The 21,643-nt window shown below is 74.1% G+C and carries 19 protein-coding genes; 11 read left to right on the top strand and 8 right to left on the bottom strand.

Features of this window, described 5'->3' with window-relative positions; genetic code table 11:
• Positions 1-74: 74 nt before the first annotated feature.
• The 3 genes from secD to QNO07_RS16525 all read right to left on the bottom strand — a co-directional run bounded on the left by secD (position 75) and on the right by QNO07_RS16525 (position 4,128).
• A complete protein-coding gene (gene secD, locus QNO07_RS16535; protein WP_283992787.1) occupies positions 75-2,417 on the bottom strand; it encodes a protein translocase subunit SecD in 2,343 nt (780 codons plus the stop codon).
• Between the two features lie 128 nt (positions 2,418-2,545).
• The gene (locus QNO07_RS16530; RefSeq protein WP_283992786.1) at positions 2,546-3,052 is read right to left on the bottom strand and encodes a flagellar biosynthesis protein FlhF; all 507 of its coding nucleotides are present in this window, start codon (positions 3,050-3,052) and stop codon (positions 2,546-2,548) included.
• Between the two features lie 203 nt (positions 3,053-3,255).
• The gene (locus QNO07_RS16525; RefSeq protein WP_502961865.1) at positions 3,256-4,128 is read right to left on the bottom strand and encodes an HAD hydrolase family protein; all 873 of its coding nucleotides are present in this window, start codon (positions 4,126-4,128) and stop codon (positions 3,256-3,258) included.
• 327 nt (positions 4,129-4,455) lie between these two features.
• On the opposite strand from QNO07_RS16525, the gene QNO07_RS16520 reads away from it, so the two are divergent.
• From QNO07_RS16520 to htpX, 3 genes are all read left to right on the top strand, one after another.
• On the top strand, positions 4,456-5,367 hold the full coding sequence (locus QNO07_RS16520; protein ID WP_283992784.1) for an LLM class flavin-dependent oxidoreductase: 912 nt from the start codon (positions 4,456-4,458) through the stop codon (positions 5,365-5,367).
• Positions 5,368-5,369: 2 nt separating this feature from the next.
• The gene (gene pspAB / locus QNO07_RS16515; protein ID WP_283992783.1) at positions 5,370-5,930 is read left to right on the top strand and encodes a PspA-associated protein PspAB; all 561 of its coding nucleotides are present in this window, start codon (positions 5,370-5,372) and stop codon (positions 5,928-5,930) included.
• Positions 5,931-6,091: 161 nt separating this feature from the next.
• Complete coding sequence (htpX, locus tag QNO07_RS16510) at positions 6,092-6,997, top strand: zinc metalloprotease HtpX (protein WP_283992782.1); 906 nt, start codon at positions 6,092-6,094, stop codon at positions 6,995-6,997.
• A 349-nt stretch (positions 6,998-7,346) separates the two neighbouring features.
• Here htpX and QNO07_RS16505 read toward each other — a convergent pair whose 3' ends face one another.
• The 4 genes from QNO07_RS16505 to QNO07_RS16490 all read right to left on the bottom strand — a co-directional run bounded on the left by QNO07_RS16505 (position 7,347) and on the right by QNO07_RS16490 (position 11,720).
• Complete coding sequence (locus tag QNO07_RS16505; RefSeq protein ID WP_283992781.1) at positions 7,347-7,811, bottom strand: hypothetical protein; 465 nt, start codon at positions 7,809-7,811, stop codon at positions 7,347-7,349.
• 149 nt (positions 7,812-7,960) lie between these two features.
• Positions 7,961-8,734 (bottom strand): hypothetical protein, encoded by a 774-nt coding sequence (locus QNO07_RS16500; RefSeq protein ID WP_283992780.1) that lies wholly within the window; start codon positions 8,732-8,734, stop codon positions 7,961-7,963.
• A 132-nt stretch (positions 8,735-8,866) separates the two neighbouring features.
• The gene (locus tag QNO07_RS16495; RefSeq protein WP_283992779.1) at positions 8,867-9,886 is read right to left on the bottom strand and encodes a MerR family transcriptional regulator; all 1,020 of its coding nucleotides are present in this window, start codon (positions 9,884-9,886) and stop codon (positions 8,867-8,869) included.
• Positions 9,887-9,950: 64 nt separating this feature from the next.
• Positions 9,951-11,720, bottom strand: coding sequence for an SDR family oxidoreductase (locus QNO07_RS16490; protein ID WP_283992778.1), 1,770 nt, complete (start codon positions 11,718-11,720; stop codon positions 9,951-9,953).
• A 410-nt stretch (positions 11,721-12,130) separates the two neighbouring features.
• On the opposite strand from QNO07_RS16490, the gene QNO07_RS16485 reads away from it, so the two are divergent.
• The 8 genes from QNO07_RS16485 (at position 12,131) to QNO07_RS16450 (ending at position 20,761) form a co-directional block, all read left to right on the top strand.
• Complete coding sequence (locus QNO07_RS16485; protein WP_283992849.1) at positions 12,131-13,180, top strand: ABC transporter ATP-binding protein; 1,050 nt, start codon at positions 12,131-12,133, stop codon at positions 13,178-13,180.
• Positions 13,170-14,132 (top strand): ABC transporter permease, encoded by a 963-nt coding sequence (locus QNO07_RS16480; protein ID WP_283992777.1) that lies wholly within the window; start codon positions 13,170-13,172, stop codon positions 14,130-14,132. Before QNO07_RS16485 ends, QNO07_RS16480 begins: the two co-directional genes overlap by 11 nt.
• A gap of 67 nt (positions 14,133-14,199) precedes the next feature.
• Entirely contained in the window at positions 14,200-15,117 is a 918-nt protein-coding gene (locus QNO07_RS16475; protein WP_283992776.1) for an ABC transporter ATP-binding protein, read from the top strand.
• A gap of 13 nt (positions 15,118-15,130) precedes the next feature.
• Positions 15,131-15,859, top strand: a complete 729-nt coding sequence (locus QNO07_RS16470) for an ABC transporter permease subunit (protein WP_283992775.1) — start codon at positions 15,131-15,133, stop codon at positions 15,857-15,859.
• 118 nt (positions 15,860-15,977) lie between these two features.
• Positions 15,978-16,808 (top strand): ATP nucleotide 3'-pyrophosphokinase, encoded by an 831-nt coding sequence (locus QNO07_RS16465; RefSeq protein ID WP_283992774.1) that lies wholly within the window; start codon positions 15,978-15,980, stop codon positions 16,806-16,808.
• A gap of 78 nt (positions 16,809-16,886) precedes the next feature.
• Positions 16,887-18,314, top strand: a complete 1,428-nt coding sequence (locus QNO07_RS16460; protein ID WP_283992773.1) for a dihydrolipoyl dehydrogenase family protein — start codon at positions 16,887-16,889, stop codon at positions 18,312-18,314.
• A 76-nt stretch (positions 18,315-18,390) separates the two neighbouring features.
• Positions 18,391-19,116, top strand: coding sequence for a FadR/GntR family transcriptional regulator (locus tag QNO07_RS16455; RefSeq protein ID WP_283992772.1), 726 nt, complete (start codon positions 18,391-18,393; stop codon positions 19,114-19,116).
• A 247-nt stretch (positions 19,117-19,363) separates the two neighbouring features.
• Complete coding sequence (locus QNO07_RS16450; RefSeq protein WP_283992771.1) at positions 19,364-20,761, top strand: CynX/NimT family MFS transporter; 1,398 nt, start codon at positions 19,364-19,366, stop codon at positions 20,759-20,761.
• 46 nt (positions 20,762-20,807) lie between these two features.
• Here QNO07_RS16450 and QNO07_RS16445 read toward each other — a convergent pair whose 3' ends face one another.
• Positions 20,808-21,578, bottom strand: coding sequence for an SDR family NAD(P)-dependent oxidoreductase (locus QNO07_RS16445; protein ID WP_283992770.1), 771 nt, complete (start codon positions 21,576-21,578; stop codon positions 20,808-20,810).
• Between the last annotated feature and the right edge of the window lie 65 nt (positions 21,579-21,643).

The raw sequence follows: 21,643 nt of genomic DNA, 5'->3' as shown, positions 1-21,643 counted from the left end.
CCCGACGGCGGGGAACAAGAGGCACGTTCCTCGCCGTCGGGCCCACCGCTCGCCTCCCATGCGGCCGGTGCGGACTACACCTGGGCGCCGGTCTCCAGATGGGCGGGCAGCGCGGTCCGGCCCCGGTTCCGGCCGCGTCGCCGGTCGACCTGGCGCGGCGGCGGCGAGCCGCGCCGCCGCTCCCACTCCACGGTCAGCGGCACCGCCGTGAACACCGACGACCAGGTGCCCACCACCAGCCCGACGAGCAGCGCCAGCGCGAAGTCCGCCAGCGACTCGCCGCCCAGCGCGAACAGCGCGGCGAGGATGAACACCGCACCCATGCCGGTGTTGACCGTGCGCGGCACGGTCTGGAGCACGGCCGTCTCGGCGACTTCGGCGAAGGGCGTGCGGCGGGCCCGGGCCCACAGCTCCCGCACCCGGTCGAACACCACCACCGAGTCGTTGACCGAGTAGCCGATGACGGTGAGCAGCGCGGCCAGGAACACGCCGTCCACCGGCTTGCCCAACCAGGCGAAGACGCCGAGCAGCACCAGTACGTCGTGTGCCATGGCCGTCACCGCCCCGGCCGCGTACGTCCAGCGGAACCGCACGGCCAGGTAGGTGAGTTGGGCGACGAGCGCGATGCCCAGCGCGATCAGGGCGTTGCGCCGCAACTCGTCGCCCAGGCTGGGCCCGATCATCTCGTCGCTGAGCTTGGTGACGGTGCCGCCGGGCCCGGCGAGGGCGTCGCGTACCCGGACCTCCTCGTCGTCGTCGAGCCCGGCGGCACGCACCGACAGGTCGCCGTCCCCCGACGTGGTCACCTCGGCCTCGGGGAATCCGGCCGCGGTGACGGCGCTTCGCGCGGCCTCCACGTCGACACTGCGTGCGGTGCCGTACTCGACGAGTCGGCCGCCGGTGAACTCGACGCCGAACTCCAGCCCCCGGACCAGCAGTCCGGTCCCGGCCAGCAGCACCACGACCGCGGACACCGCCAGCAGCCGGCGCGGCCTGCGCAGCAGGCGCGGGCGGCGGACGGTCAGCCAGGTCCGGACCCGGCCGGGCCGGGTGAGGCCGTTGAGCGCGGGCCGCCGCGCCAGCAGGGCGCTGCCCGCGGACAGTTCGGCCAGCGCCCTGGCCACCACCAGCGCCGACACCATCGACGCCAGCACGCCGATACCGAGCGTCACCCCGAAGCCCTTGACCGGTCCTGAGGCGAACACGAACAGCAGCGCGGCGGCCAGCAGGGTGGTGATGTTGGAGTCGGCGATCGCACTCCAGGCGTTCCGGAACCCGGCACCCAGGGCGCGCGGCAGGCCGCGTCGCGGTGCCGCCGCGAACTCCTCCCTGGCCCGTTCGAAGACCAGCACGTTGGCGTCCACCGCCATGCCGACGGCCAGCACGAAGCCGGCCAGGCCGGGCAGGGTCAGCGTCACGCCCAGGGCGAGCAGGGCCGCATAGGAGATCAGCCCGTAGCAGGCCAGGGCGAACGCGGCGAGCAGCCCGAACCAGCGGTAGACGGCGATGACGAACAAGGAGGTCAGCGTGATGCCGATGAGGGCAGCGGCGGTGCTGGCGCTCACCGCCTCCGCGCCGAGGGTCGGCCCGACGATGCGCTGCTCGACGGTCTCCACCGGCACGGGCAGCGCGCCGCCCTTGATGAGCAGGGCCAGGTCGGCGGCCTCCTGCTGGCTGAACGATCCGGTGATCTGGGTGGTGCCGCCGCGGATGCCGCCGCCGCAGCTGACCGCGCCGTCCACGGCAGGTGAGGAGATCACCTCGCCGTCCAGCACGATCGCCACCCGGCGCCGGTCGTCGCCCGCCGGATGGCAGGCGGCGTCACCGGTGAGCCGCGCCCAGCCGGCCCCGCCGCCGCGGAAGTCGACGGTGACGAACCAGCCGCCGCCGCGCTGCGGGTCGACCATGGCCGCCGCGTCCTCGACGTCGGCGCCGGACAGCGCGGACGGTCCGAGGCGGACGCGCTGCCCGCGCTCGTCGGGCAGCACCTCGCCCTTGCCTGCGGCGTCCCTCTGGCCCTTGCCTGCGGCGTCCCCCTGGTCGGCGTCCTCCTCGCGCGCGTCGGCGGGGCCTTCGACGGGGTGGAAGGACAGCTGGGCGGTTCGTCCGAGGACCTCCGCCGCCTCCCGGGGGTCCTGCACGTCGGGCAGTTCGACGATGATGCGGCGCTCGCCGGAGCGGGTGAGCGTGGGTTCGCTGACGCCGAGCGCGTCGACGCGTTGGCGCAGCACCTCCATGGTGCGGTCGGTGGTGTCCCGGTCGGCGGTGACGGACGCCGAGTCCCGGGTCTCCAGGACGATCCGGGTGCCTCCTTGCAGGTCGAGCCCCAGGCGGGGCGAGGTGTTCAGGACGACGATCGCGGAGACGAGCAGTACGGCGAACGCGAGTACCGCCCGTACCGCGGTGGCACGGGTCACGGGGTGGTCGACTCCCTCGGGGCAGCCCGCGCAGCGCTCAGCGCCCGGCCGGAGCCGGGCGGAGCCACGGGCAGGGTGCGGCCGGGCCGCGAAGCGGCGGCGGCACGCGTGGACGACGGGTACCGGTGTCAGGCACCGGCCGTCGTCGGCGGCCCCCGGACGTCGGGCAGCGCCGCGCCGCCCAGGGTGTGCGGACGCCTGGCCGTGTCCGGAGCGGTGTTGCCGCCGGGCAGCACCGGCGTGGTGGTGCGCAGACCGGGCAGCGCACCGCCGGTCTGCCCGGCGGAGGCGTGCTGTTCGCGCGGCTGCTGCTGCGGGGCGGCCTGCCCGGGGACGGCGGTCGCCGCGTGCCCCGGCACCGCGTCCGGCTGGTCGTCCGGCTCGGGCAGCCCGCCGGAGGCGGCGGACGGGGCGGGCGGCGGGAGCGTATGGGCGGCCGGGGCGGGTTGCGGGAGGGCGTCGGCGCCCGGCACGGTGAGCGTGCCGAGCAGGACGGCGACGAGGGAGAGCGCGCCGAGCACGGCGGTCGCGGCCCGCTGCCGCCAGTGGGAGGCGGGACGCGGGTGGACGGTGTCCCGGCGGGACGGGACGTCACGGCGGGCGTGCCGCTCGTCGTCCGTCCCGGTCGCTGTCACCTCGGAACCGTAGCCAACGCCCGTCACGGGCGGCAACACCGCACGCTCCCTCGCGCCGCCCGTCCCGGGCCGGCGGCGCCGACACAGGGGCGGGACGGGGGCGGCACAGGGGCGGGAGGGGGACGCGTCGGGGACGGCACGGGGGACGGTCCCGGCTGCGGACGGGCAGCGGTCCCGGCGGACGGGCAGCGGCCAGCGTTCGGTCAGCGTTCGGTCAGTATGCGCTCGATGACCGCCGCGACCCCGTCCTCGTTGTTGGACAGCGTGCGGTGCGGGGTGGACGCCAGCACCGCGGGGTGTGCGTTGGACATGGCGTAGGCGGTGCCCGCCCAGTTGAGCATCTCCAGGTCGTTGGGCATGTCGCCGAAGGCGACGACCTCCTCGGGCGCGATGCCGCGTTCCGCGCAGCAGTGGGCCAGCGTGCCGGCCTTGCTCACTCCGGGCCCGCTGATCTCCAGCAGCGCGGACGGGCTGGACCGGGTGAAGGAGGCGAACGTGCCGGCGGCCGTCCTGGCGTCGTCGAGGAAGACGTCCGGGTCGAACGTGCGGTGGTGGGCGAGCAGCTTCAGGACGGGCTGCTCGGCGAGCGGCGTGTCGGCCGCGAGCAGCTTGCCGACGGGCGCGATGAGCGCCCCGGGGTCCTCGAAGAACGGCGGGTAGTCCGGCTCGTAGTGGATGCCGCCGGTGCGTTCCACCGCGAAGCTCACCCCGGGGGCCGCCGCCCGCAGTGCGCCGACCACGGACAGCGCCGCCGGCACCGGGAGGTCCCGCACCGCCACGATGTGCCCGCCCCGGTGCAGGTCGACCACGGCGGCGCCGTTGGCGCAGATGGCGAGGCCGTGACCGTGCACGTGGTCGCTGACGACGTGCATCCAGCGGGCCGGACGGCCGGTGACGAAGAAGACCTCGATCCCGGCCTGCTCGGCGGCGGCCAGCGCGGCCACCGTGCGGAGCGAGACTGTGTGGTCGTCGTGCAGCAGAGTGCCGTCCAGATCGGTGGCGATCAGGCGGGGCGGCGGCCCGGAGTGGAGATGAGGGCGACGGTGAGTAGCGGCGGCGTCAGTCACGGGTGACATCCTCGCGCATATGCACGCACAGACGTGCGGGAGGGTGCCCGGATGAGCCATGCCCGTCGCCGCGAGGCCGCCCGGGCCCGCTCTCGTCGTTTCCCGCCTCCACCGCGGCGTTCCAGAAGATCGAAGCCCGACCGCGGGGCCGGCGGCGCTCAGCTCGGCGCGACGGCGGCGCGATGCCGCACAGCGACGGTGCACCGGCACCATGGAGTGCGCCGAGTGCGCGCCGGGTGCGGCCTCAGCGGCGTTCAGTACGTTCACACGGCTGAGGCCGGCCCATTCGCCGTCGGTGTGCCCGTGGCGGTGGGAAGCCCGCGTAGGGTCGGGGGCATGCGTCTGAGTACCGTGATCCTGCCCGTGCAGCGCTGGCACGAGGGCGGCCGGGCCCGCTGGCAGCGGGCCGAGGAGCTGGGGTTCCACACCGCCTACACCTACGACCACCTGTCGTGGCGGGTGCCGTTCCGCGACGGCCCCTGGTTCGGCGCGCTGCCGACCCTCACCGCCGCCGCCACGGCGACCGAGCGCCTGCGCCTGGGCACGCTCGTGACGTCGCCGAACTTCCGCCACCCGGTGACGCTGGCGAAGGAACTGATCTCGCTGGACGACGTCTCCGCCGGCCGGATCACGCTCGGCATCGGTGCCGGTGGCAACGGGTTCGACGCGTCGGCGCTGCTGGGCGCGGACGAGGAGCCGTGGACGCCCCGGCAGCGGGCGGACCGCTTCGCCGAGTTCGTGCCGCTGCTGGACCGGCTGCTGACCGAGGGCGCCACCACCCACCGGGGCGCCTTCTACTCGGCCCACGAGGTGCGCAACATCCCCGGCTGCGTGCAGCGGCCCCGGCTGCCGTTCGCCGTCGCGGCGACCGGACCGCGCGGCATGCGGCTGGCGGCCCGGCACGGGCAGGCGTGGGTCACCACCGGTGACCCGAAGGTCGGCCCGGACGGTACCGCAGCGCAGTCCCTGGCCGCGGTCGCCGCCCAGCTGGACCGGCTGGTCCAGGTGTGCCGCGAGGAGGGACGCGACCCGGCGGAGCTGCCCAAGGTGCTGCTCACCGGGTTCACCCCGGGCAGTCCGCTGGACTCGGTCGACGCCTTCGTCGACTTCGCCGGTGCGCACGCGGCGCTCGGCATCGACGAACTCGTGCTGCACTGGCCGCTGCCGGGCACCATGTTCGACGCGGACGAGAAGACCTTCGAGGCCATCGCGGTGGACGGCCTCGCCCAGCTGGGACGGGGGAACTGAGCATGGGCTTCCTGGACGCGCTCTTCGGGCGGCGCAAGCCGGCCCGGCCCGACCTGGACCAGCTGTTCGCGCTGCCGTCCGCCGCGATCACTCTGGAGACCGGTGGCGGGTTCCGTCCCACGGGCCTGGGCTCGGTGTGCTTCGCCGGCGTCGAGGGCGGCGCGTTCACCCGCCTACAGGAGGAGGTGCGGCAGCTGCTCGGCGCCGCCGAGTTCAGCCAGGACTCGTTCGGCTACACGTGGGTGCTGTGCCGCCACGAGCCCGAGGACACCGCGGCCCTCGTCAACGACCTGCACGCGGTCAACACCTACCTGCAGGACGCCGGCTTCGGCCCGCAGCTGCTGTGCTCGCTGGTCGGCTTCCGGGACGGGCAGGACCGGCCGCTGGCGCTGGTCTACCTCTACAAGCGCGGCACCTTCTACCCCTTCGCGCCGCTGCCCGGCACGGGCGAGAAGCGCGACGGCGCGCTGGAGCTCCAGACGAAGGCGCTGCTCGCCGACGACCTGACCGTGGAGGCCGACCTGGGCCGCTGGTTCCCGGTGTGGGGCGCCCCGGGCCTGTGACGTCCGGCGTCCGACGCCCCGGGCCTGTGGCGCACCTGCCGGGGCAGGAGATCAGCGGGGCGCATCACACGATGATCTTATTGACGTCACTCAAACCGGACAAGGCGTACAGTCCGGGGATAGGGCGTCAATGAACGCACGGCGTCAGGAGGCGACGGCAGATGGCACGGACGACACGCTACGCACCCGACCGGGGACTCACCCGCCGCATGGTGACCACGATGTTCCTCATCGGTCTGCTCTACGTGGTGTTCATGGGCGTGCTGATCGCGCTGTTCCAGAACGCCTGGCCGCTCGTGCTGATCTTCGCCGGCGGCATGTTCGTCGCCCAGTTCTGGTTCAGCGACAGGATCGCCGCCTACAGCATGGGGGCCCGCGAGGTCACGCCGCAGCAGGCCCCCGAGCTGCACGGCGTCATCGACCGGCTGTGCGCGCTCGCCGACATGCCCAAGCCGCGGGTCGCGATCGCCGACTCGGACGTGCCCAACGCCTTCGCCACCGGCCGCAGCCAGGACAAGGCGCTGGTGTGCGCCACCACCGGGCTGCTGCGCAGGCTGGAGCCCGAGGAGCTGGAAGGCGTGCTCGCGCACGAGCTGTCGCACGTCGCGCACCGCGACGTCGCGGTGATGACCTTCGCGTCCTTCCTGGGTGTGCTGGCCGGGACGATCACCCGTATGGCCCTGTGGAGCGGCATGATGCGGGGCGGCGGCCGGAACAACAACACCGCGATCATCGCGCTGATCGTCCCCCTGGTCAGTGTGGTCGTCTACGCGATCAGCTTCCTGCTGACCCGTCTGCTCTCCCGGTACCGGGAGCTGTCCGCCGACCGCGGGGCCGCGCTGCTCACCGGCAAGCCGTCGGCGCTCGCCTCGGCGCTGACCAAGGTGACCGGGCAGATGGCGCAGATCCCCACCCGGGACCTGCGCCGGGCCGAGCCGTTCAACGCGTTCTTCTTCGCCCCGGCGTTCTCCGGCCAGTCGTTGAGCAAGCTCCTGTCCTCGCACCCCACGCTTGAGCAGCGCCTCGACCAGCTGGGCCGCATCTCGCGCGAGCTGGGCCGGCCCTGACCGCCACGGCGTCGGGCGGCTCCGGACGGCTGGATTCCGCCGTCGTGCCGGGGCGGCGGGTGTAGTTATCCACAGGTTATCCACATCCTGGATGTGGGAGACGAGGGGCGTCCCGGTGCCCTTCTTGTGACGTTACCGAATACCTTGTCCCGTGCGGAATCGGTCATTCCGGCTGGTTCGGTGCCTGTCCACCGCGTGGTGGTCAACACGCTTTCCACAGCGCCAAGATGGCCAGGACGGCACCCATCGGTGCTGGTCGGAAGGCGGGGCGTGCACAAAGCGCACACCGGCCGACAGCCCGGGTTCACGCTGCGGACGGCTGCCGGTGGTAGCGGCGGGGGAGGACCGCTCAGCCGCGGTCCTCCCCCGCGCCGGTCGCCGTCCGCAGCGGGGAGTCGAGGAGGAAGGGCTCGGCTCCCGACGCCTCCAGCAGGCCGAGCAGGATCGCCTCCCGGTCGTCGTCCAGCCGGTGCCGGACCCGCACGCGTCGGCCGAAGGGACGTGCCTCGATGCGCAGCCGCCTGCCGCCGGTCCGGAACTCCACGAAGCGTCGCCGCGCACGCAGGGACCGCCGGGTGGCGACCGTCAGCTCCTCACCCCGCAGGTCGCCGTGGAGCACGTGGACGGCCGTTCTCCGGTCCGGCGGGCAGACGTCCCACAGTTCGGCGACCACCTCGTCGCCCTCGAACAGCTTCCAGTCCTGCCGGCCGTTCACCAGGGCGGCCGGGGTGAACGGGTCGCTGGCGACCCGTCGCAGGGTGAAGGTGCGTCCGCCGACGGTCGCGGTGGTCGGTTCGGGTGGCAGGTCGGTCATCACGGCGGAGAAGAGGGAAGCCGGCGGCGCGGCGTTCCACCGAACCGCCGCCCTTCGCCGAGCGCCCTTCGCCGAGGCCGCCCACCGCCGTGAGTGCCCACCGCCGGAGCGTGCCGGTGTTCTGGTGGGGCGCCTGCCCGGCGGGAGGGTCAGTCCCCCGCCGGCGCCTTGCCGGCCTTCTCGACCTTCTCCGCGGCCTTCGTCAGAGCCTGGTCGAAGCTGGCGCTCTCGGACTTCTCGAAGCTGAGCAGAGTCACGTTGGCGATCGTGCCGCCGACCCGGGTCCAGCCGATGTCCCACTGCATCGACCCCAGGCCGTCCGTGTCCGCGGTGCGGAGGCGCACGCCACCGGACTGCTCGCCCACCTCCGGCACGGACAACTGGCTCTGGACGAAGGTGATCTTCTCGCCCTCGAAGTCGGCGGTGAAGCGCTGGCAGGCCTTGGCCAGGGGCTTCTCCTTCGTCATCCGCACGGCTTCCGCCTCCTTGTAGGCGGTCACGCCGCTGAGCAGCATCGGCCCGTCGTCCCCGCCCTTGAGGAACGCGGCTATCGCAGCCTGCTGCGGCAGCGGTGCGGAGTCCGAGGCCACGACGGAGTCGAGCAGCGGCTGGCAGGCGGGCTTGTCGGCCGTCGCCATCCGGAACTCGGCCTGTGCCAACTCGCTGTCGGACACCTCCCGGTCGGCCTTCCATCCCTCGGGCAGGTCGGAGGTCTTCAGCACGGCGGCCTTCACCTGCTCCTCGGTGAGTTCGGCGGCGCTCTTCTCCGGCGTGGGGGACGAGGACACCTCGCTCTTCGCCTTGTCCTGCTTCTCGCCCGGCGCGTCGTCCGAGCCCGAGCCCGAGCCGGAGCAGGCGGTGACGAGCAGGAGTGCGGAGACGGCAAGCGCGGCGGAGGCGCTGCGACGCGGAGTGAAACGCACGGGATTCCCTTTTCAGATACGGCGGTCAGGTGTGAAGGTCCTGGCGGTCAGGTGTGACGGTCGGACACGGCCGCGGTCCCGGCACGCCGGGAGGGCGGGCCCGCACCGGGCGGGCAAAGCCTATGTCCCTGGTCAGGTGGGCGGTGTGGCGAGTCGGTCCATCTTCCGGGACAGCACCTCCCGTTCGGTGGCCGCGGTGACGAAGGCGGCCACGTTCTCCTCACCGACCAGGTCGGCGACCGCGTGCGCCGCGGTGCCGGGCAGCGGCACCAGCCGGTCACCGCGTGGCCGCCGTGCAGACAGGGGTCCCGCTTCCGTGCCCGGTGCTGCTCCTGTGCCCGGTCCTGCTCCTGTGCCCGGTGCTGCTTCCGTCCCTGGCGCTGCTTCAGCCGCCGGGCCCGGGCCCGCTGCGGTCCCCAGGGCCGCTTCGAGCCGGGTGCGCAGGTCGCGGGCGGCCAGTGTGCGCATGGCGCGGGCCAGTTCCGCGTCGACGGTCTGCTGAGCGAGCGGCCGGAGTCGGCGGACCAGGCCGGCCGCCTCGGCGGCGTCGGCCTCCGTCGGGGTGCGGGCCAGGAAGCGGGCGAAGACGTGCTCACCGGTGAAGTCCAGGAACCGGGCGGCCATCTGCTCCACCTGCCCGCGCAGCTCCCGCAGATGGCCGGTGATGGCGGCCAGCGGAACCCCGGCTGCGTGCAGTTCGACGGCCACGTCCAGTTCCTGGGGGCTGGGCACCAGGAACTCACCGGGCCGGTCGGGGACCGGCTCGATCACGCCGAGCGCGACGGCCTCCGCGACGGCGGTGTCGTCGGCCTGCCCGCCGAAGCGCGCGTCCAGCTCGGCCCGGGTCAGCCGGTCCGGCGCCTCGTCCGTCCACGGGCCGTCGACCTCGGCGACCAGGCCGAGCACCCCGCTCAGGCCGCGGCCCGCGTCCCACGCCTCCAGCAGCTCCTTGATGCTGGCCAGGGTGTAGCCGCGGTCGAGCAGGTCCGCTATCTGCCGCAGCCGTGTCAGGTGGGCGCCGCCGTAGACGTTGGCCCGCCCGCGCCGCTCCGGCTTGGGCAGCAGCCCGCGGTCCTGGTAGGCCCGGATGGTCCGGACGGTGGAGCCGCTGTGCCGGGCGAGGTCCTCGATGCGGTACACGCCGGTGGACATGCTCAGCCCCTCCGCCCGTTCACAGCCTGCCCGTTCACAGCCTGCCCGTTCACAGCCTGCCCGTTCACAGCCGGGGCCGGATTCTGGACAGGCCGCACAGGGCACGCGGCGACAGCCTGCCGAGCAGGCGTGCGCCGGCCGCCTCGGGCGTGACGGTGACCACCGCCCTGTCGTGCGTGACGGCGCGCAGCACCGCGGCGGCCACCTTCTCCGGCGGGTAGTCGCGTCTGCGGTACAGCCGGGCGGCCCGCTGCCGGCGGCGTTCCTGCTCCTTGTCGTCCACGCCGACGAAGCGGCTGCTGGTGGTGATGGCCGTGTCGACGATGCCGGGGCAGATCGCGGTCACCCCGATGCCCTGGCCGGCGAGTTCGGCCCGCAGGCACTCGCTGAGCATCAGCACCGCCGCCTTGGAGGTGCTGTAGGCGGGGAGCGCCCTGGACGGCACGAAGGCGGCTGCCGAGGCGGTGTTGACGATGTGCCCGCCCTGGCCGCGCTCCGCCATCCGGCTGCCGAACAGTCGGCAGCCGTGGATGACACCCCACAGGTTGACGTCCAGCAGGGAACGCCAGTCGTCGGTGGTGGTGTCGAGGAAGGTGCCCGACAGGCCGATGCCGGCGTTGTTGACCAGCACGTCCACCACGCCGTGCTCGGCGGTGACCCGTTCGGCGAGCGCGCTCATGGCGGCCTCGTCGGAGACGTCGACCACTTCCGGCCAGGCGCCGGCCGCGCCGGCCAGCCGGGCCTGCTCCGCGGTGCGGGCGGCACCCCCGCCGTCGACGTCGACGGCGACGACCCGGGCCCCGGCCGCGGCGAAGGCCAGCGCCACGGCCCGTCCGATACCGCTCGCCGCACCGGTGACGAGGACGAGCCGGCCACCGAACCGGTCGGCGTAGGGACCGCGTGCCAGCACCTCGTGCCCCGGGCCGTCCCCGTCGTGGGCCCGTACGAACTCGCCGATCCAGCGGGCCAGGAGGTCGGGCCTGGTGCGCGGCGCCCAGTGCCGGGCCGCCAGGGTCCGGCGGGTGAGCCGGGGCACCCACCGCTCCAGGCCGTCGTGCAGGCGGGGCGAGAGGAAGGCGTCGCCGGTGGGCGTGATCAGCTGCACGGGGGCGTGCGCGTGGGCGTCGGTGCGCGGCCTGGTCAGCCGGGCGCGCACGTTGTCGCGGTAGAGCCAGGCGCCGTGGGCGGCGTCGTCCGGCAGGGAGGCGGTGGGGTAGCCGTCGTGCGGGACCTTCTCGGCCCGGCGCAGGAAGGCCGGCCAGAGGCGGCCGAGCGGTCCGCGCCAGGCCAGTTCGGGCACCTTCGGGGTGTGCAGCAGGTAGACGTACCAGGACTTCGCGCCCTGCCCGAGCAGCTGCCCGACGCGGCGCGGCGTGGGCCGGACCGCGCGCTCCCTGAACCAGTGCCCGAGGTGGTCGAGTGAGGGACCGGAGAGCGAGGTGAAGGAGGCGATCCGCCCCTCGGTGCGGGGCACGGTGACGAACTCCCAGCCCTGCACCGACCCCCAGTCGTGCCCGACCAGGTGCACGGGGCGGCCTCGGCTCACCGCGTCGGCCACCGCGAGGAAGTCGTCGGTCAGCTTCTCCAGGGTGAACCCGCCGCGCAGCGGTCTCGGCGCGGACGACCGGCCGCAGCCGCGCACGTCGTACAGCACGACGTGGAAGTCGTCGCGCAGCCGGGCGGCGACGCGCGACCACACCTCCTTGGAGTCGGGGTAGCCGTGCAGCAGCACGACGGTCGGCCGGTCGGGCGCGCCCCACTCGGCCACGCACAGCCGTACGCCCTCGGCCGTCGTGACCCACCGCTCGCGCGGGCCGTCCGGTGCGGTGCTCATGGGCCTGCCCTTCCTGTCGTAGAAGCCGGCCGAGTCCGGTCCGGTCCGTTCGGGTGCGGGCGCGTCGCAACGTGCGCTCGGGCAGCCGATGTTGCGCCCGTGCCGATGCCGCGTCAGCGCCGTCCGGCGGTGCCTGCCGCACCCTGACACCGATCAATGTGACAACAGCCGCTGGCTGCGTCAAGAGTCCCGCCCGGCCTGTGGATACCGTCGGTAACAACGTAGGTGCCTGCCCGGCTCGCCTCGCCCGCTCAAGCGGACAGACCGCGGACAGACCGCGCAACGGACCGCGGCATCCCCTACCAGCGGCCCCCGCCCGTACGGGTGTCTACGACCTGAGGGGGAGGGCGATCCAGCCGTCCGGGTTGACGTGCGCTGTGCGCTGCGCCACTACCGTCAGGGACGTGACTGTGATCGCGACCGAAAGCCTCAGCAAGCGGTACCCCCGGGTGACCGCGCTCGACCGGCTGACCGTGGACATCACACCGGGCGTAACCGGCCTGGTGGGCGCCAACGGGGCCGGTAAATCCACTCTTATCAAGATCCTCCTCGGTCTGGCCCCGGCCACCGAGGGCACCGCCAGCGTGCTCGGCATGGACGTGCGCAGCCACGGGTCGGCCATCCGGGAGCGGGTCGGGTACATGCCCGAGCACGACTGCCTGCCGCCGGACGTCTCGGCGACGGAGTTCGTGGTGCACATGGCCCGCATGTCCGGCCTGCCGGCCACCGCCGCGCGTGAGCGCACCGCGGACACGCTGCGCCACGTCGGCCTGTACGAGGAGCGGTACCGTCCGATGGGCGGCTACTCCACCGGCATGAAGCAGCGAGTGAAGCTGGCCCAGGCGCTTGTCCACGACCCGCAGCTGGTGATGCTCGACGAGCCCACCAACGGCCTCGACCCGGTCGGCCGGGACGACATGCTGGGCCTCATCCGCCGCATCCACACCGACTTCGGCATCTCGGTGCTGGTCACCTCGCACCTGCTGGGCGAGTTGGAGCGCACCTGCGACCACGTCGTGGTCATCGACGGCGGCGCGCTGCTGCGCTCCTCCGCGACGGCGGACTTCACGCAGGCCACCACGGCACTCGCCGTGGAGGTGACGGACTCCGACACGCACCCCGACGGCAGCACCGCCCTGCGGGACGCGCTGAGGGCGGCCGGACTGCTGGTGGAGCCGGCGCCCACCGAGGAGGGCCTGCCCGGTGCCGGGCACCTGGTCCTCGTCGACGTGCGGGACGAGAGCGCCCACGACATCGTGCGGGACACGATCGCCGACCTCGGCCTCGGCCTGGTGCGGATGGAGCAGCGCCGCCACCGCATCGCCGAGGTGTTCCAGTCCGACCCGTCGCAGCACGCAGCCGGTACGGAGCCGCAGCACGCGGGCACCGAGCCGCAGCACGCCGGCACCGAGCCGCAGCACACCGCGGGCACAGAAGGAGGCGGCAGCGATGCGGTCTGAGTCCTCGTCACCCCGATCCGCCCAGGACGGCCCGCCCCCGGGCGCCGCCCCCGGGCTGCCGACCGCCCCCGGGCAGCCGGCCGGTGCCAGCATCCACAACATCGGCTACCGCTCCTACGACGGCGCTCGGCTGGGCCGCTCCTACGCGCGGCTGTCGCTGTTCGCGCAGTCGCTGCGCGGAGCGTACGGGCTTGGCCGCTCGGGCAAGTCCAAGGTCCTGCCGATGATCCTGTTCGGCGTCATGTGCGTGCCGGCGCTCATCATGGTGGCCGTGGCGATCTTCACCGACGCCAAGCAGCTGCCACTGAAGTACACCGACTACCCGCTGTACATGATGCCGCTGATCGGCCTGTTCATCGCCTCGACGGCCCCCCAGCTGATCTCCCGCGACCTGCGGTTCCACACCGTGCCGCTGTACTTCTCGCGGCCCATCGAACGCGCCGACTACGTGCTGGCGAAGTACGGGGCGATGACCGGCGCGCTGCTGGTGTTCCTCGGCGTGCCGCTGGTGGTGCTGTACGCGGGCGGCCTGCTGGCGGAGCTGGGCTTCGCCGAGCAGACGAAGCAGTTCGCGCTCGGCCTCGTCCTGGCGGTCGTCTTCGCCGTGGTGCACGCCGGCCTCGGCCTGCTCGTCGCCGCGCTCACCCCGCGCCGCGGCTTCGGAGTGGCGGCCATCATCGCGGTGCTGACCATTCCCTACTTCGCCGTCACCACCGTGCAGTTCATCGCCTACCAGCAGAACGCCCTGGAGGCCGTCGGCTGGCTGGGCCTCGCCTCGCCCGGCACGCTGATGTCCGGTCTGCAGTCGAAGTTCCTGGACGGCACGTCCGACTTCCCCGACGCGCTGGTGCCCGGCGACGCGGCGGGAGTCTGCTACCTGCTCGTCACCGCCGTGCTGATCGCGGGCAGCTACTTCCTGCTGCTGCGGCGCTTCCGGAAGGCGGGACTGTGAGCAGGCAGCCCAGTGACGCGGCCGGACGGCCGCAGCCGAGCCGCACGTCCGTGAACGAGGAGACGCCGTGACCACCATCCGCATCGACCACGCGTCCCGCTGGTTCGGGAACGTCGTCGCCGTGAACGACGTGACCGTGGAGATCGCCCCCGGCGTGACGGGGCTGCTCGGCCCCAACGGCGCAGGCAAGTCCACGCTCATCCACATGATGGGCGGGTTCCTCGCGCCCTCGGTCGGCACCGTCACCCTCGACGGCGCGGCGATCTGGCGCAACGAGTCCGTCTACCGGCAGATCGGCCTCGTGCCCGAGCGTGAGGGCATGTACGACTTCCTCACCGGTGAGGAGTTCGTGCTGGCCAACGCCGAACTGCACGGCCTGGACGACCCAGGGGCCGCCACCCGGCGCGCCCTGGGCACCGTCGAGATGGAGTACGCCGCCGACCGCCGCATCTCCACCTACAGCAAGGGCATGCGGCAGCGCGTCAAGATGGCCTCCGCCCTGGTGCACGACCCGTCCGTGCTGCTGCTGGACGAGCCGTTCAACGGCATGGACCCCCGGCAGCGCATGCACCTGATGGAACTGCTGCGCCAGATGGGCGCGCAGGGCCGCACGGTGCTGTTCTCCTCGCACATCCTGGAGGAGGTCGAGCAGCTCGCCTCCCACATCGAGGTGATCGTCGCGGGGCGGCACGCCGCCAGCGGGGACTTCCGCAAGATCCGCCGCCTGATGACCGACCGCCCGCACCGCTACCTGGTGCGCTCCAGCGACGACCGGGCGCTCGCCGCCGCGCTGATCGCCGACCCGTCCACGGCCGGCATCCAGCTGGACGCCGACGAGCACGCCCTGCGCGTCCAGGCGGTCGACTTCGGCCGGTTCACCACCGAACTCCCCCGGATCGCACGGTCCCACGGCATCCGGCTGCTGACCGTCTCCCCGTCGGACGAGTCCCTGGAATCCGTCTTCTCCTACCTCGTCACGGCCTAGCAAGGAGCCCGCGATGCCCACGTACGACCCCACCGTCGCCCGGCTCACGTACCGGGCGCTGCTCGGCCGCCGCCGGGCGCTCATCCTCTGCGCGCTGCCCGCGCTCCTGCTGCTGATCGCCGTCGCCGTGCGCGGGTTCGGTGCCGCCGACGACGACGTCGCGGTGAACCTGCTCAGCGGGTTCGCGCTGGCAACGATGGTCCCGCTGATCGGTGTCATCGCCTGCACCGGAGCGATCGGCCCGGAGATCGACGACGGCTCGATCGTCTACCTGCTCGCCAAGCCGCTGAAGCGGTCCACGATCATCTTCACCAAGCTCGTCGTCGCCATCGGCATCACGATCGCCTTCTCCGCGCTGCCGGTGCTGGTCGCCGGGCTGGTGCTGGTCGGCGGCAGCCAGCAGATCGCCGCGGGCTTCGCGATCGCCGCCGTCGTGGCGTCCATCGCCTACAGCGCCCTGTTCCTGCTGCTGGGCACGATCAGCCGGCACGCGGTGGTCTTCGGCCTGGTGTACGCGCTGATCTGGGAGGCGCTGATCGGTTCGCTGGTGCCGGGCGCCCGCACACTCAGCATCCAGCAGTGGGCCCTCGCCGTCGCCGACAAGGTGGTGGGCAGCGGTGTCACCATCAACACCGAGGTGGCGCTGCCGACGGCCGCGGTGCTGCTCGCGGCCGTGACGGTCGCCGGCACCTGGTTCGCCTCGCACAAGCTGCGCGGCCTCACCCTCGCCGGCGAGGAGTGAGCCGCGGGGCGGCGGGCCCGCCCTGAGAAGACGCTCGTCGGGAGCAGTTCCCGTGACCGGCCGCCGATGGCCGCGTTGAACCCCGCGCACTGCTGGTTCAGCGATGGGAACTGCTCCGATGACGTTCAACCGCCTCCCCGCCCGCGCCCTGACCGGCGCCGCCTTCGCCCTGGTGCTCGGCGCCGCGCCCGCCCAGGGCGCCGCGGCCCTCGCCGGACCGGAGCTGCCACTGCCGGTCGAGGAGCCGCAGTTCCACCAGCCGCCCGGTGGCGGCGGCTGGGAGAAGGGCGGGCTGCGGCTCGACGCCGAGGACAACCGGGCGGTGGACGCCTTCCTCGACGAGGCCGAGCAGGCCGAGAAGCACCTCAGCCCGCAGCTGCGGACCGTCGCGTCCTGGAGCGGCGCGGAACTCGTCGGCTTCGACCAGCGGCTGAAGACCCCCGACTCGCTGAAGCGCAAGGTCGCCACCTGGCTGGAGGAGGACCCCTCGCAGAGCGTGCACCAGGCGCTCGGCGACATCAACGACTCGGTGCGCTACACCCTGCGGTGGTCCGACGGGGAGTACACCGAGGGCGTGCGGACGGCCTCCGTGATGCTCGCCGACTTCGGCCACGAGTCGGTGCGGTGGAGCAACACCTGGAAGAACCGCGACAGTTACAAGGCGGTCAACTCGGCCTGGCGGGAGCCCATGGCGGGCCACCGCTTCGAGGTGCAGTTCCACACCGAGGCCGGCCACCGGGCGGCGGTGGAGACCCACCCGCTGTACGAGGAGCAGCGGCTGCCCGGCACCTCTCCGGAGCGGGTGGCGGAGCTGAGGGAGCAGCAGGGCCGGATCTTCGCGGCGGTCCCGGTGCCGGACGGCGCGGAACGCCTCACCGCACCGCGCTCCCGGCCCGCCGTGCCCGCCCCGGCACCGCTCCCGGCTCCCGTCCCGGCCCGCGCCGGCTGACGGCGGGGGCGCGCCCGGCCGTGACCGGTCCGGCGCGCTCACCCGGCAGCGCCCGCCGTGCAGGGCCATGATGGGCGGATGGACCTCTTCGACGTGATCGTGCTGGGTGCCGGACCGGTGGGGGAGAACCTCGTCGACCGGGCCCGGGCAAACGGACTGTCCACCGCGCTGGTGGAGAGCGAACTGGCCGGGGGTGAGTGCTCCTACTGGGCGTGCGTGCCGAGCAAGGCGCTGCTGCGCCCGGCCTCGGCCCTCGCCGGCGCCCGGGGCGTCGCCGGGTCCCGGGAGGCGGTGAGCGGGCGCCTGGACGCGGCGGCCGTGCTGGCACGCCGGGACGCGTTCACCTCGCACTGGGACGACTCCGGCCAGGTGGAGTGGATCGACTCCACCGGCGCGGAGTTCGTCCGCGGCCACGGCCGCATCGACGGGCCCCGCCGGGTCGTGGTGGAGACGCCGGAGGGCGTGCAGCGGATGCTGACCGCCCGGCACGCCGTGGTCGTCGCCACCGGCACCCGGGCGGCGGTCCCCGACCTGCCCGGGCTCGGCGGCGCCGCCCCGTGGACGAACCGGCAGGGCACCGGCAGCCAGACCGTGCCGGCCCGCCTCGCGGTGGTCGGCGGGGGCCCGGTCGGGGTCGAACTGGCCGCCGCCTGGAACGCCCTGGGCTCGGTGGTGACGCTGCTGCTGCGCGGCGACCGGCCGCTGCCGCGCATGGAGCCGTTCGCCGGTGACCTGCTCGCGGAGGCGCTGGCCGCCGACGGGGTGACGGTGCGGACCGGTACGTCCGTCGCCGCGGTGGACCGCCCGTCAGCGCAGGGACCGGTGACGCTGAAGCTGGACGACGGCTCGGAACTGGTCGCCGACGAGGTGCTGTTCGCCACCGGGCGCACCCCGCGCACCGACCGCCTCGGGCTGGAGACGGTCGGCCTGGAACCGGGCGGCTGGCTCGACGTGGACGACAGCTGCCGGGTGAACGGTGTCAGGGGCGGCTGGCTGTACGCCGTCGGCGACGTCAACCACCGCGCCCTCCTCACCCACCAGGGCAAGTACCAGGCGCGGATCGCCGCCGCCGCCATCACGGCCCGCGCGCAGGGCGTGCCGCTGCTGGAGACCGACCGCTGGGGCGCGCACGCCGCCACGGCCGACCGGGAGGCCGTGCCGCAGGTCGTCTTCGGCCCGGTGGAGGCCGCCGCGGTCGGGCTGACGGCGGCGGAGGCCGATGCGCGCGGCGGCCGGGTGCGCGCGGTCGACTACGAGCTGGGCGACGTCGCCGGTGCCTCGCTGCACGGTGACGACTACCGCGGCCGGGCCCGCATGGTCGTCGACGAGGAGCGGCAGGTGCTGCTCGGGGTGACGTTCGTTGGCCCCGGGGTGAGCGAGCTGCTGCACGCCGCCACCGTCGCCGTGGCGGGCGAGGTGCCGATCGAGCGACTGTGGCACGCGGTGCCCGCCTTTCCCACGATGAGCGAGATCTGGTTGCGGCTGCTGGAGACCTACCGCGGCTGACCGCCGCCGACCCCCGTCACACCCTTCGGTCATCCGGTTGTAGGATGACCGGGCAACCGAAGGGGAGGAGTGGGGCATGAAGGCGCTGGAGACCGCAGGACGCCGTTCACTGGTGGACACCGTCGTCGAACAGCTCCGCACCCAGCTCACCGACGGCCACTGGCAGGTCGGCACGCGCATCCCCACCGAGCACGCACTCGCCGAGCAGCTCGGCGTCGGCCGCAACACCGTGCGGGAGGCCGTGCGGGTGCTCGTCCACGCCGGGCTGCTGCGCTCCCGGCAGGGCGAGGGCACCTTCGTGGTGTCCTGCGCCGACCCCGGCGACATCATGCGCGCGGTCCGCCGCGCAGGCATCCGCGACGTGCTGGACGTGCGCATCGCGCTGGAGGCCGAGGGCGCCCGCCTGGCCGCGCTCCGGCACGACCAGGCCGACCTGGACCGGATGCGGGCCGCGCTGGCCGCCCAGGCCGCCTGCGAGGACGACGCCGGGCAGCCCGTCGGCGGACAGCACGAGCTGTACGCGGAGCACGACACCGCCTTCCACGTCGCGGTCGTCGAAGCCGCCCACAATCCGGCGCTCACCGCCACCTACCGCTGGTTCAGCAGCTCCGTCCGCGAAGCGCTGCTGGACGCGCTCCGCGACGATCAACTGCCCGGCATCATCGCCGGGGACCACCGCGCGGTGGTCGACGCCATCGCCTCCCGGGACCCGGACGCCGCCGAACAGGCCGTCCGCGCCCTGCTCGACGTGCCGCGCGCGGCCGTCGACGCGCTGCTGGTCAACATCCCCGACGCGCCCTGACCCCGCGCCGCACGCGGCACACCGCCACGCACCCCGGCCACGCACTCCGGCCAGGCACTCCGGCACCCTGCCGACCCGCCCTGCCGACCCGCCCTCCCGGCTGCCCTCCGACGGCCGCCCGCCCAGCGTGGCGCCGCCGACCGTGCCCCCGCGCGCCCGTTCGCGCGTGCCTCCGTCCCGCCTCCCACCTGCCTGAGCACCACCCGTACGCGGGCACCTGCCTGAGCACCACCCCGAAAGGCCCCTCGTGTCCACGGCCCGTCCCGACAGCCTCGACAGCCTCACCGCACCGCAGCCACCCGCCGACGGACCTGCCTCCGGACCCGCCGCGCTGACGGCCCCGGCGCTCGTGTCCGCCGCACCCGCATCCGTTTCTGCACCCTCGCCGCCCGCCTCGCCTCGCGGCGGTGTCGGTGCCGTCGGTGCCGGTGTCGGTGCCGGTGCCGTCCGCGCCCTCCGCCGCGGACCGCGCGGCAACCACCCCGCGTTGCTGCTCGCGGCCCTCGTACTGGCCGCGCTCAACATGCGGGCCGCGCTCGCCGGGGTGTCCCCGCTGCTCGGCGGCATCAGCGCCCACTTCGGCCTCACCGCCACCGGCAGTAGCCTCATCACCACCATCCCGCTGGTGTTCATGGGCCTCGTGTCGCCGCTCGCCCCGCGCCTCGCCCGCCGTTACGGCACCGAGACCGTGCTGCTCGGCGCGCTGGTGCTGCTCGCCGCCGGCAACCTGCTGCGCATCGCACCTCCCGCCCTCGCGCTGTTCGGCGGCTGCGCGGTGGTCGGCGGCGCCATCGCGCTGCTCAACGTGCTGATGCCGGGACTGGTCAAGCGGGACTTTCCCGACCACGCCGCGGGCATGACCGCGCTCTACACGACCGCGATGATCGCCGGAGCCACCGTCTCCGCCGCCGTCGCCGTGCCGCTGGAGGACCTCCTCGGCGGCTGGCAGGGCTCCCTGGTGTCGTGGTCGCTGCCCGCCCTCGTCGCCGCGCTGGCGTGGCTGCCGCACGCCGCGCTCGCCCGCCGGACCCGGCGTGCCGCCCCCGCCGCCGCGCCGCCGGCGCCCGGCCCCCGGCTCACCCGGTCGGGCCTGGCCTGGCAGGTGACGCTGTTCATGGGCCTCCAGTCGACCGTCGCCTACGTCACGATCGCCTGGCTGCCGACCATCTACATCGACCACGGCATGGCCAGGGGCGCCGCCGGGCTCATGCTCGCCTTCAGCACCCTGGTGCAGATGGCCGGCTCGTTCCTGGTGCCGCTGATCGCCGGCCGGCTCAGCAGCCAGCGGCTGCTGGCGGTGGCCGTGGTGGCGCTGATGGCGTCCGGCGTGACCGGGCTGCTCGTCTCACCCGTCGAGGCGGCGTGGCTGTGGGCGGCGCTGCTCGGCGTCGGCCAGGGCGGCACCGTCGGGCTGGCCCTCACCATGATCGTGCTGCGCTCCGGCGACGCGCACACCGCCGCCCGGCTGTCCGGCATGGCGCAGACCTGGGGTTATCTGCTGGCCGCGGCGGGACCGCTGGCGCTCGGCGCGCTGCACCAGCTCACCGGCGGCTGGACGCTGCCGCTGGCCCTGCTGCTCGCCCTGTGCGCGGTGCTCGGCCTGCTCGGGATGGGCGCGGGCCGCAACCGCCGCATCGGCCACTGACCCGGGCGGACGGGGGATCGGGACGGCCGGACGAGGGGCCCGGTGGTCAGCGGCCCAGTGCCGCGCCGCCGTTGACGTGCACGACCTGGCCGGTGATGTGCCCGGCGGCGTGCGAGGCGAGCCAGTGCAGCGTCTCCGCGACGTCCCCCGGCTCGCCCGGACGGCCGGTCAGCGTCTCCGCGACGAGTTCCTCCCGCCGCTCCTCGGGCAGTCCCGCACCGAAGAACCCGGTGCCCTCGACGTAGCCGGGCGCCACCAGGTTGACGGTGACGCCCCGGCCGCCCACCCGTCGGGCCAGGTCGAAGGCGTACGGGTGCAGGGCCGCCTTGCCGGCCGCGTAGGCGGTGGTGCCGGAGCCGCGGTGCGCGGCGATCGAGCTGACGAACAGCACCCGGCCGCCCGGCGAGGCGAGCCGCGCCTCAAGCGCCTCGGTCAGCAGCACGGCGGTCAGCGTGTTCAGCCGGAAGTTCAGCTCCCAGTGCCGCGCAAGCGGCAGCAGCGGGTCCGGAGCCGCCACCGCCGGGCGGTCCGACGGCTCGGGCTCCTCCTCCAGGGCGCCGTTGCCGCCCGCGTTGTGCACCAGCACGTCCACCGCGCCGCACTCGTCGGCGACGAACCGCTCGACCGCGCGGGCCCCTTCGGGTGTCGTCAGGTCGGCGGCCACCCGCAGGGCGCCCGGCACGGAGTCCGCCGCCCGGTCCAGCACCTCGGTGCGCCGGCCGACCAGCACCACGCGGTCGCCGCCCGCGGCGAAGCACCGGGCCGTCGCCAGTCCGATGCCGGTGCCGCCGCCGCTGATCACCACTGTGCGCGTCATAGCGGGAGCGTAACCCCGCGGCGACGGACGCGCCCGCGTGCGGACGCGCGCCCGCGGACCCCCCG

Source organism: Streptomyces sp. 549 (assembly GCF_030124175.1).
Lineage (GTDB): Bacteria > Actinomycetota > Actinomycetes > Streptomycetales > Streptomycetaceae > Streptomyces.
Note: the sequence above shows the minus strand (reverse complement) of the source record. Positions and strands in the feature narration are given on the sequence as shown.